Here is a 10,577-nt window from a genome sequence, read left to right on the forward strand (position 1 = left end):
AAAAACAAATTTAAAGAAATAGAATGCCCCGTTTGTCATCAGTTCTACTTTTCACCTTTAACTGAAGATGATATCCACTATGGTATGGCAATGCAATGTACTCAATGTGGATGGAAGTATGACCTCGAACAAATCAAAGACCCTGATTTTATTGATTTGGAAAATGGTATATCCTTAAAAGAATACAGAAAAAGATATCGCAAACTAATAGAAAAAAATCCGGATTATAATTATCTGGATGCCAATTATATTCCCCAGCCCCATACTTGTCCGGTTTGTGGAAAGCACACATTTCCTGAAGACAGCAGCTTTGAAATCTGTCCGGAATGCGGATGGGAAGATGACGGACTGATGGAGCATCACCCCAACGATTTCGAAGGATGTGCAAATGACTTATGTCTCAATGATTTCCGCAAACGCTATAAAAGACTGGTCACCGCCAACCCTGGCTACCGTTATAAGAAAGACGGCATTCCTGAGTAAAAATACATATGATACGCAGAATATATGAAAAAGAGCCGAAGCTACCAAACTTCGGCTCTTTTTCAAAGGATACAAAAATCCTTTAGCAAACTAGACTTATCATATCTGCCGATAGCCAAATTGTCAAGGATTTTTCCAAAATTTGCTGAGAAGCCAAGTAAAAAATATAAAAGGGTAGAAACGACATTTTTCTCAATAATGAGATAATAAACCTCTGGCACTATGAATCTGCATATCCTGAGTTGGTTAATCGCTCTCTCCGTCAAGAATACATTCCCTCTGTTCTCCCAAAATCAAAAAGACTTCCCGAATTCGGGAAGTCTTTTTTGCTGCCATATCAGGCCTTTGCTTTTTTCGCTTTCACCGCATGAGGTTCATTTCTCTGGCTGTGAAGGTGTTCATGCCAGGTGACCCAGATGCTGGATGCCACGCAGATGGAGGAATAGGCACCGGAGATGAAGCCGATGAGCATGACCAGAGCGAAGTTCTTGGTGGTGTCCCCGCCGAAGAAGTAGAGGGATGCCACGCAGAAGAGGGTGGTGGTCAGGGTGTAGAGGGAGCGGCGGATGGTCTGGTGAATGGAGTCGTTCGCCAGGGTGGCAAAGCTGTCGGTCCTTCTGTGGGTGTGAAGGTTTTCACGGATTCGGTCGAAGATAACCACCGATTCGTTCATGGAGTAGCCAAGAACGGTGAGGATAGCCGCCAGGAAGGAGGCATCCACTTCCAGATGGAAGAAGGCAAAGACCCCCAGTACCATGAGAATATCATGGCAGATGGCCACGATGGCGGAAATGGCGATCCTGTGTTCAAAGCGGATGGACATGTAGAGAATCATGGCGCCGAAGGAAATAAGCACATTGAGGAGAGTGCTCTTGGTCACTTCGGAACCGATGACGGCGCCTACAGTTTCGATACGCTTCACTTCAGCGCCGCCCACCTTGTCATTCACATGGGACACCACGGTCTGCGCTTCTTCGGAAGACAGATTTCTGGTACGGATAATCACATCGTCGCCGGATTCGCCGGAAATATTGCCGGAAAGCTGGATGGTGGATGTCTGCAGGCCGTCCTGGCGGAGACCGTCACGGACCTGCTCTACGGTAACGGGCTGGGAGAAGCCCAGTTCCAGAATGGTGCCGCCGGTGAAATCAATGCCCCAGTTGAAACGGAACATGATGATAGAAATAATGGAGAGCACCACCAGGATGCCGGATAAGGTAAACCAGATTTTCTTATGGCCGATAAAATCGAAATTCTTAAACATTATCTGTCATACCCCCTTTTCCCGCCAAACCACCAGGGGTTATGAATCCAGCTGGCATCGATAAGGAGCATGAGGAGGGTACGGCTCACCGTAATGGCGGTGAACATGGACACGGCCACGCCAAGGCCCAGGGAGAAGGCGAAGCCCTTCACTGTGGCGCTGCCCAGGAAGAAGAGGATGCAGGAGGTAATGATGACGGTCATGTTCGCATCGAAAATGGTGACAAAGGCCCGCTTGAAACCGGCCTGCACAGCCAGGCGGAGGATTTTACCCGCCGCGATTTCTTCCTTAAATCGTTCAAAAATAAGCACGTTGGCATCCACCGCCATACCTACGGACAGGATGACGCCGGCAATACTGGGAAGGGTCAGGGTGGCATGAAGGAGATTCAGCACGCCCAGAAGGATAAGCACATACACCAGAAGGGCGGTGTCGGCTACGAAGCCGGCCATGCGGTATACAGCCATCATGAAGAGCACTACCAGGGAAATACCGATGGTAAAGGCTACCACGGACTTATCCTTGGAGTCCTGTCCAAGAGAGGGTCCCACGGTTCTCACTTCCAGCACCGAGACCTTCACCGGAAGGGCGCCGCTTCGAAGGAGGATGGCCAGGTCCTTGGCTTCTTCCAGGGTACGCTGTCCGGTAATGACAGCGGAGCCGCCGGTAATGGCTTCATTCACCACAGGGTTTGTCAGGAGTTCGCCGTCCAGGTAGATGCCGATGTGACGGCCGATGTTGGCGGCGGTAAGGTCGCCGAACTTCTTGCCCCCTTCATCGGTGAACTGGAGAGCTACCAGAGGCTGCTTGTTCTGGCCCATTTCTTCCTTGGCATTCTTCAGGTCTTCACCGGTAAGCTTCACATTGCCCTCTTCATCCTTGAATTCGAGGACAGCGGTCTTGCCGATGGTTTCGATAGCCTTCTGGGGATCCCTTTCGCCGGGGAGTTCGATAATGATGCGGTTGGAACCTTCCCGCTGGATAATCGGTTCGGTAAGGCCCATTTCATTGACACGCTTCTGCATGATATTGATGACCTGGGTAATGGCTTCCGGGGTCACCTTGTTCTGGGGCGTATCTTCCGCCTGCATGACGATGTGGGTACCGCCCTGCAGGTCAAGGCCCTGGCGGATATGGCCCGCCAGCGGTCCTACGGCGGCAGCGAAGACGCCGATGATGGCGAGTATCACCACCCAGAACCGGACAAGAGCTCCCTTTCTTAAGGGGGCTTTCCTTTTTGTTTCCAAAACTTCAACCTCTTTTCGTTACAATGATACCTTTATCGGTAACGATTTTTGCCATTCTCTCGTCAAAGGGCTCGGAGGGAATAGCTTCTGCCACCTGGAAATCCCAGAGGGCAGCAATTCTTTTTTCAAAGGGCACGTGCACAAGGTAGCGGTCGTAGTAACCGGCGCCCATGCCCAGACGGTTTCCTTCCCTGTCGCAGGCCACACCGGGCACCAGCACCAGGTCCAGTTCCTCCGGAGAGACTGTGTCATAGCCCTTGGGCAGGTCCCGGAGTCCCAGAGGACCTTTCACAAAATGGTCCATATCCAGGAGCCGTCCCGCTTCCATCTGTCTTTCCGGCAGGCATACCGGCACGTATACTTCCTTTCCTTCTGAAAGGGCGCGGGCAATAAGGCCGTCCAGATTGGACTCCCCTTTCATGGCAAGGAAAGCCATGATACGCTTTGCCTTTTTGTATTCCGGAAGAGTGAGTATCCATGAGGTGAGGCTTTCCGCTTTCTTCACTGCCTCATCATCAGAAAGAGCCCGCCGTAAGGCGAGCATCTTCCGGCGGATTTCCTTTTTCACTTCCGAAGAGGAAATATCCGTCTCTTTCATTTCTTTACCTCAGTTTTGGACTTTTCATCCTTTGCGGCGTCCTTGTCATCTACTTCTACTTCTTCTTCGATAACTTCGGTACCTGCATCCTTTGGATCGTCCACTTCCACTACTTCTTCCACCACCTGGGTTTCCGGTTCATCCTTTTTGGACTTCTTGTCTTCCGGAATGACTTCGGATACCGGGGCTTCGCCTACTGCCGGCTTGCCTTCAAAGTGCTGGACAGCGGATTTCTCAACCTTGATGACTACCTTCGGAGCGATTTCCAGTTCCACGTACTTGTCGCGGAGAACCTTGATGGTGCCATGGACACCGCCGGAAGTCACCACCTTGTCACCCTTTTTCAGGGCCATGAGGAAACGGCCTCTTTCCACTTTCATCTTCTGGGTAGGACGGTACATGAAGAAATACATGATTGCCACCAGAATCAGGAAAGGCCATACCAGGCTCAGAATGTGCATTGCTTGTTCCACTTATAACTTCACCTCCAACGAACGTATAGAATCATTTTAGCATAAAACAAAGGGGATGTCTTTATCTTTTGTAGTTCGCCATGAAATTTTCGCGGAATTCCGTGAAATTTCCATCAATAATGGCCTGTCTCATATCCCGCATGAACTGGAGCAGGAAATAGAGATTGTGGATGGTGACCAGGCGGAAAGCCAGGAGCTCTTCCGACTTGTACAGGTGCCGGATATAGGCGCGGCTGTAATGGGTGCAGGTATAGCACCGGCAGCCCTCTTCCAGAGGGGCCCAGTCCTTTTCGTATTTCTTGTTCTTCATGTTCATGCGGCCTGTGTGCACCATGGCCATGCCGTTTCTGGCCACCCTGGTGGGGAAGACACAGTCAAACATATCCACACCCCGGGCCACCCCTTCCACCAGGCAGTCCGGCGTGCCGACCCCCATGAGGTAGCGGGCTTTATTCACCGGCAGGAACTGGGTGGTGTACTCCAGAATGTCATACATGAGGTCATGGGGCTCTCCCACCGACAGGCCGCCGATGGCCATGCCGTCAAAGGGCATGGCGGAGATTTCCTCGGCGCTCCTGCGGCGGAGATCCTTGTACATTCCGCCCTGCACGATTCCGAACATGCCCCGATCCTTTCTTGTATGGGCCTTGATGCACCGCTCCGCCCAGCGGGTGGTGCGGGCGGTGGAATGGTCGGCATAGTCATAGTCCGCGGGATAGGGAATGCATTCGTCAAAGGCCATGGCAATATCACTTCCCAGATCCTCCTGGGCGTGGATGGACACTTCCGGCGAGAGGAACTGCTTCGATCCGTCAAGGAAGGAGCGGAAATGGACGCCCTCCTCCGTAATCTTCCGCATGGCTCCCAGGCTGAACACCTGGAATCCGCCGGAATCGGTGAGGATGCCCTTATGCCAGTTCATGAAATCATGAAGGCCGCCGGCTTCCCGGATAAGTTCCGTACCCGGACGGAGGAAAAGGTGGTAGGTATTGGACAGGATAATCTGGGCGCCCATGTCCTCCAGCTCCTCCGGCGTCACTGTCTTCACCGTGGCCTGGGTGCCTACAGGCATGAACATAGGTGTCTTGAAGGTGCCGTGAGGCGTATGGAGGAGGCCCGCTCTGGCACCGGTCTTCTTATCTTCCGCAATGAGTTCGTAGTTAATAACCATAGGATTTCCTTATCTGATAAACATGGCGTCGCCGAAGGAGAAGAAACGGTATTTCTGCTTCACCGCTTCCTCGTAAGCTGCAAGAATATGCTCCCTTCCTGCAAAGGATGCCATCATCATAATGAGGGTGGATTCGGGCAGATGGAAATTGGTGACGATGGCGTCCACCATATGCCACTGATATCCCGGATAAATGTAAAGCTGGGTCCAGCCGCTGCCTGCTTCCAGGGTGCCGCTCTGGCCGGCGGACTCCAGAGTACGGACGGAAGTGGTGCCGACGGCAATAATGCGGCGGCCTTCACTTCTGGCCTCATTGATTTCATCGGCCACGTCCTGGTTCACCGTGTACCATTCCTTGTGCATTTCATGGTCTTCGATATTTTCTTCATTCACCGGCCGGAAAGTGCCGATGCCCACATGGAGGGTGACAAAGAGGAGCTCCGCCCCCTTCTTTTTCATTTCCTCCATGAGCTCAGGCGTGAAATGGAGGCCTGCCGTGGGAGCGGCAGCAGAGCCTTTGTACTTGGCGTATACTGTCTGGTATTCATCCTTGTTTTCCAGTTTCTTATGGATATAGGGAGGCGTAGGCATTTCGCCCAGCTGGTCCAGAAGGCTGTCGAAATTGCCGTCGTAGTGGAACTCCACCACCCGGCCGCCGAATTCTGTCTTATCCAGTACTTTGCACCAGCAGTTGTCCGAAAATTCGATTTCCACTCCCGGAAGGGCTTTCTTCCCCGGGTTGACCAGCACTTCCCACACATCATTGCCCTTGGGCGTAAGAAGCAGCATTTCCACCTTGCCGCCGGTCTCCCGTTTCTTCCCGTACAGCCGGGCAGGGATAACCTTGGTGTTGTTAAATACGAATACATCTCCCGGGCGGATTTCGTCCAGAATATCCCGGAAATGATGGTGCTCCCAGGCACCGGTTTTCTTGTCCAGCATCATCAGCCGGCAGGAATCGCGGGGTTCCGCCGGTTCCTGGGCAATGAGCTCCTTGGGAAGGTCATAGTTGAATTCTTCTAGTTTCATTGTTACTTTCTATCTCCTGTCGTTGAAATTACGCTATTGGGGTTAACCTTTATATTATATGACAAATGGGGGAACTGTTGCTAGTTGCTAGTTGCTAGTTGCTTGTTGCTTGTTTCTTGTTTCTTGTTTCTTTGGAGACAATAGGGCAGGTGGATACGTGCCATAAGATTCAGAGGGTTCAGCAGGGGAAGGTTCTGAAGTTTGACCGGCCCGTTGAGCCGGAGGGTTCGTAAGTTTGACAGCGGCTTTGCCGCTGAGGGTTGTGGATAGCCGCCATAGGCGGCTGTGAGTTTATAAGGCCGCCTTCCGGCGGCGTTGCGTACCTGCCTTCAGTCATATAACTCTCCGCTTTCAATGTCCCTATATCAATACATTTTCTCCACTTTTGTTCCCGTATAGTAATGGGTCAGTATGGTCTTATAGTAATCCCTGCCGTTTCCCTGCTTTTCCGCCATGGCTTCGGCACCCCACTGGGAGAGGCCCAGTCCGTGGCCGTAGCCATAGCCGGTGATGATGAGATTACTTCCTTTGACGGAAAGGTCGTAAAGGGTGCTGTCCAGGCCATAGATGGACTGGAGTTTATCACCGGAAACGGTTCTGCTTCCGTTTTTGCCGATGAGGGTAAAGCTCTTCACCCTGCCGGAGACGCCGCGGTCGGCGCTCCGGTGGGCTTCCCCGATGCGGAGCTTCGACAGCTTGATGCCCTTCAGGCTCCCCACGCCATAGCCGTAGTTATTCATGGTGCGGATAAAGGAGGAAAGGGGCACGGTCTTTGTCCATGGATTTCCCACATAGGCTTCCTTGACGCCCCGGAGATAGGGAATGGTGCTTCCCCATACATTTTCACTGTTTTCCGTATACCCGCCGCCGCTGGAGTGGAAGAGGGCATCAATAGGCTTTCCTCCGTAGGTGACGATTTCACCGGCAGTTTCCCGCACCGCCCGGCTGGTAGCATCCGTTTCCGAAGATACGCCGGAGTAGACCTGGGACCGGGTATCGTCGGTGACATCGTAGCCGGAGGAGCGGTAGCCGTTCTTATGGTACACGGCATAGGTTCTGGCTGCCACGGCCTGGGCCTTCAGGGCGTCCAATTTCCAGGAAGGCACGGCCTCCGACGGCACCACGCTTTGGAGGTAAAGTTCCATGGGCACCGCATTCACCACCGTAACGCCGCTGCCCCAGGCAGAAGGGATAAGCTTCACTTTTCCCCGGTAGCGGTTCCCCTTTACAGCAAAGGCTGGGGCGCTGTTTCCGGTGGTCAGGTACACCTTGTCCCCCGCTTTTTTACCGTTCAGAAGGATGGTGTTCCCGCTTCTGGAAATGGAAAGGCGGGTGCCGTTTCCATATTTCCCTACCACCTTTCCTGCCGATTCCGCCTTGAAATCCGCAAGGCCCGTGACGGTGACCTCGCCGGAGGTAAGAAGTCCCACTTCCACATCAGGGCCCAGACCTGAGGCTTTATTCTCCGCTTTGGGAGTGGCGGTGTTCCTTTGGGGAAGAGCTCTCCTGACCGGAGCAGATTTATGGGAAATCACCGTTTTCCGCTGGATGGGAATGGATTCGGCGTCCGCCGGAAGGGCGGCAAAGGAAAGGGCAAAGGGGAGCAGCAGCGCTGTCCATATTTTTTTATTCATCATGATTACCTTCTGAAAAAAATATTAAGAAGAATGGTGCCGATAACGCTCACAAGGATACAGGAAATGACAGGGAAATAGAATTCCGTATTTCCTTTGGAAAAATGGATATCCCCCGGCAGATGACCCAGAAAAGTGAGTTTTCCCCCTGCCATGAAGAAGAGGCCTGCCAGTATAAAGAGGATGCCTATAATGATTAAAGTCTTACCGGTCCCCATGGTCACCTTCAAAGAGGCTTGTCTCTCCCTCTTTGCTGTGCCAGGGGGCACCTATGTGGTCATAGGCCGCGGCGGTGGCAATGCGTCCCCTGGGGGTTCTGGAAATGAACCCGATCTGCATGAGATAGGGCTCGCACACATCTTCAATGGTGGCCCTTTCCTCGCTGACAGCGGCAGAAATGGTGTCGATACCCACAGGTCCGCCGTTGAATTTATAAATGATGGCCTTCAGGATTTCATTGTCCAGGTCATCGAGGCCGATGTCGTCCACATGAAGGGCCGCCAGGGCTTCGGAGGCAATGTCAGCCGTAATGGCACTTCCCTGTACCTGGGCAAAGTCGCGGATACGCTTCAGGAGGCGGTTGGCGATACGGGGCGTGCCCCGGCTCCGGCGGGCGATTTCTTCGGCACCGCTGTCCTCGATGTCAATGCCCAGAATGCGGGCAGCCCTGGTAATGATTTTCTTCAGTTCCTCCGGTTCGTAGAACTGCATGTGGTTGGTAATGAGGAAACGGTCCCGGAGAGGCGCAGACAGGGAGCCTGCCCTGGTGGTGGCACCGATTAATGTAAAGTGGGCCAGGTCGATACGGATGGAGCTGGCACCGGTGCCCTTCCCCATGACAATATCCAAAGCAAAGTCTTCCATGGCGGAATAGAGGATTTCCTCCACATTCCTGTTCAGCCGGTGGATTTCATCGATAAAAAGCACATCATGGTCCTGGAGGGTAGTGAGGATGGACGCCAGCTCTCCCGGCCTTGCAATGGCAGGGCCGCTGGTCACCTTGAACTGGCTCCCCAGTTCATTGGCAATGATTTTTGCCATGGTGGTCTTTCCCAGCCCCGGCGGCCCGTAGAGAAGCACATGGTCCAGTGCCTCCTTCCTTGATTTGGCGGCGGCGATATACACCTTCAGATTCTTCTTGAAGGCTTCCTGACCTATGTAGTCATCCAGCCTTTGGGGGCGGAGAGAGGTCTGCCACTCATCCTTCGGCATTTCCTCTGTGGAAACGATGCGGCCTTTGCTGCCGAGCACCTCTTCCTCATCTTCGCCACCCAGACTTTTTATATACTTATTATTCATACATTACTCCCGGTTTCTTGCAAATTCGCGAAGTGCCGCGCTCACCAGCTTCGACACATTATCATAGGAGCCGGCCAGCCTGCCCAGCACCGGCGTGATTTCATCCATTTCATAGCCCAGACTCATGAGGGCCTTTACCGCCTCGCCGGTGACAGGATTTTCCTCCACCGCCGGCACCGCCTTTTCTTCCGGCACATCTTCCACCGCAAAGGCGCCGATTTTATCCTTCAGCTCCACCAGAAGCCTTTCCGCCGTCTTCTTGCCGATGCCCGGCAGCTTTGTGAGCTTTGTCACACTCTGGGTCTTCACCGCTCCCACAAAGGCGGAGGGCGTCATGGCGGACAGAATGCCCATGGCCACCTTGGGCCCGATTTTTGAAATGGAAATCAGAAGGAGGAAGAGCTCGTACTCCTCTTCTCCCAGAAATCCATACAAAAGGATGGCATCCTCCCGGACTGCCATGTAGGTCAGAAGCTTTGCTTCCTCTCCGTTTACAAGCTGCTGCCTTGTCTTATCGGAAATAAAAATCCGATAGCCGATGCCGCCGGCCTCCAGAAAGCAGGCGTCCTTAAATAACGCAGTTACCTTTCCTCTGATATATCCAATCATTTCATTCCCCCATACAACTGACGGTGCTCCACATGGTAGGCGGCGGTAAGCCCGATGGCCAGCGCGTCCGCCGCATCGTCGGGATCAATATTCTTCCTTATGCCCATGAGCCGCTTCACCATCTCGATGACCTGCTTCTTTCCCGCCCTGCCGTAGCCGGTCATCTGCTGCTTCACCTGCAGCGGCGTCACCGGCACAATAGGTATATTCTGCCGATACCCCGCCAGAAGGATGACGCCTCTCGCCTGGGCCACCTTGATGCCGGTGGTGATATTCGTATTGAAATAGAGGGTCTCCACCCCCATGAACTGGGGCCGGTAGGCGGCAATGAGTTCGCAGATGCCTTCATACACAATGTTCAGCCGCTCCAGGTCGCTCTGGTCCTTGTAGGTTTCAATAACGCCGTAATTGACAGGGGTAATCGCGGTGCCCACCTTGTCCACCACCCCGAACCCGCACCGTCCGGTACCGGGGTCAATGCCTAATACACGCATAGCTCCTCCTGTCTTCATGGCTGAAAAGTTTGTTCTTAACTCTTACATTATACCATAGTTCAAAAGGTTCAGAGGGAAAGGTTGACACCTGCTCCGCCGGCGGGGATTCTTAAGGTTCAGAGGGCAGGGTTCTCAGGATTGACCGGCCCTGCGGGCCGGAGGGTTTTTAAGTTTGACAGCGCCTTTGGCGCTGAGGGTTGTGGTGGCGGCTTACGCCGCAGTATAATGGGCCCAGGAATCTGGACCATGAATTCTATATCTAAGCGCGTGAATCTG

The 10,577-nt window shown here is 53.1% G+C and carries 12 protein-coding genes; 1 reads left to right on the forward strand and 11 read right to left on the reverse strand.

The window, feature by feature from the left end:
• Positions 1–483 (forward strand): CPCC family cysteine-rich protein (locus tag Q0482_RS08785; protein ID WP_299145536.1); only part of this gene is annotated, 483 nt, incomplete at its 5' end.
• Positions 484–820: 337 nt separating this feature from the next.
• Here the strand turns inward: Q0482_RS08785 and secF are convergent.
• From secF to ruvC, 11 genes are all read right to left on the reverse strand, one after another.
• Positions 821–1,747 (reverse strand): protein translocase subunit SecF, encoded by a 927-nt coding sequence (gene secF / locus Q0482_RS08790; protein ID WP_299145538.1) that lies wholly within the window; start codon positions 1,745–1,747, stop codon positions 821–823.
• Complete coding sequence (gene secD, locus Q0482_RS08795; RefSeq protein ID WP_299145540.1) at positions 1,747–2,994, reverse strand: protein translocase subunit SecD; 1,248 nt, start codon at positions 2,992–2,994, stop codon at positions 1,747–1,749. Before secD ends, secF begins: the two co-directional genes overlap by 1 nt.
• Before the next feature lie 4 nt (positions 2,995–2,998).
• Positions 2,999–3,592 carry a 5-formyltetrahydrofolate cyclo-ligase gene (locus Q0482_RS08800; RefSeq protein WP_299145541.1) on the reverse strand — a complete coding sequence of 198 codons (594 nt, stop codon included), beginning with the start codon at positions 3,590–3,592 and terminating at the stop codon, positions 2,999–3,001.
• Positions 3,589–4,065, reverse strand: a complete 477-nt coding sequence (gene yajC / locus Q0482_RS08805; protein ID WP_299145542.1) for a preprotein translocase subunit YajC — start codon at positions 4,063–4,065, stop codon at positions 3,589–3,591. Before yajC ends, Q0482_RS08800 begins: the two co-directional genes overlap by 4 nt.
• Before the next feature lie 61 nt (positions 4,066–4,126).
• Complete coding sequence (gene tgt / locus Q0482_RS08810; RefSeq protein ID WP_299145544.1) at positions 4,127–5,236, reverse strand: tRNA guanosine(34) transglycosylase Tgt; 1,110 nt, start codon at positions 5,234–5,236, stop codon at positions 4,127–4,129.
• Positions 5,237–5,245: 9 nt separating this feature from the next.
• Positions 5,246–6,265: a tRNA preQ1(34) S-adenosylmethionine ribosyltransferase-isomerase QueA gene (gene queA, locus Q0482_RS08815; protein ID WP_299145546.1), complete on the reverse strand. Its 1,020-nt coding sequence runs from the start codon at positions 6,263–6,265 to the stop codon at positions 5,246–5,248.
• 365 nt (positions 6,266–6,630) lie between these two features.
• Positions 6,631–7,902, reverse strand: coding sequence for a SpoIID/LytB domain-containing protein (locus Q0482_RS08820; RefSeq protein WP_299145547.1), 1,272 nt, complete (start codon positions 7,900–7,902; stop codon positions 6,631–6,633).
• Between the two features lie 2 nt (positions 7,903–7,904).
• Positions 7,905–8,117: a DUF2905 domain-containing protein gene (locus tag Q0482_RS08825; protein ID WP_299145549.1), complete on the reverse strand. Its 213-nt coding sequence runs from the start codon at positions 8,115–8,117 to the stop codon at positions 7,905–7,907.
• Positions 8,104–9,198 (reverse strand): Holliday junction branch migration DNA helicase RuvB, encoded by a 1,095-nt coding sequence (ruvB, locus tag Q0482_RS08830; RefSeq protein WP_299145550.1) that lies wholly within the window; start codon positions 9,196–9,198, stop codon positions 8,104–8,106. Before ruvB ends, Q0482_RS08825 begins: the two co-directional genes overlap by 14 nt.
• A 3-nt stretch (positions 9,199–9,201) precedes the next feature.
• Entirely contained in the window at positions 9,202–9,807 is a 606-nt protein-coding gene (gene ruvA / locus Q0482_RS08835) for a Holliday junction branch migration protein RuvA (RefSeq protein ID WP_299145552.1), read from the reverse strand.
• Entirely contained in the window at positions 9,804–10,301 is a 498-nt protein-coding gene (gene ruvC / locus Q0482_RS08840) for a crossover junction endodeoxyribonuclease RuvC (RefSeq protein WP_299145553.1), read from the reverse strand. Before ruvC ends, ruvA begins: the two co-directional genes overlap by 4 nt.
• Positions 10,302–10,577: the final 276 nt, after the last annotated feature.

The sequence above is a fragment of the uncultured Dialister sp. genome (assembly GCF_937959425.1).
Classification (GTDB): Bacteria; Bacillota; Negativicutes; order Veillonellales; family Dialisteraceae; genus Dialister.

Bases quoted from the DNA above. Each gene is read 5' to 3' on its own strand.
- secF (WP_299145538.1), bottom strand. From the start codon at position 1,747: ATGTTTAAGAATTTCGATTTTATCGGCCATAAGAAAATCTGGTTTACC.
- Q0482_RS08800 (WP_299145541.1), bottom strand. From the start codon at position 3,592: ATGAAAGAGACGGATATTTCCTCTTCGGAAGTGAAAAAGGAAATCCGC.
- tgt (WP_299145544.1), bottom strand. From the start codon at position 5,236: ATGGTTATTAACTACGAACTCATTGCGGAAGATAAGAAGACCGGTGCC.
- queA (WP_299145546.1), bottom strand. From the start codon at position 6,265: ATGAAACTAGAAGAATTCAACTATGACCTTCCCAAGGAGCTCATTGCC.
- Q0482_RS08820 (WP_299145547.1), bottom strand. From the start codon at position 7,902: ATGATGAATAAAAAAATATGGACAGCGCTGCTGCTCCCCTTTGCCCTT.
- Q0482_RS08825 (WP_299145549.1), bottom strand. From the start codon at position 8,117: ATGGGGACCGGTAAGACTTTAATCATTATAGGCATCCTCTTTATACTG.
- ruvB (WP_299145550.1), bottom strand. From the start codon at position 9,198: ATGAATAATAAGTATATAAAAAGTCTGGGTGGCGAAGATGAGGAAGAG.
- ruvA (WP_299145552.1), bottom strand. From the start codon at position 9,807: ATGATTGGATATATCAGAGGAAAGGTAACTGCGTTATTTAAGGACGCC.
- ruvC (WP_299145553.1), bottom strand. From the start codon at position 10,301: ATGCGTGTATTAGGCATTGACCCCGGTACCGGACGGTGCGGGTTCGGG.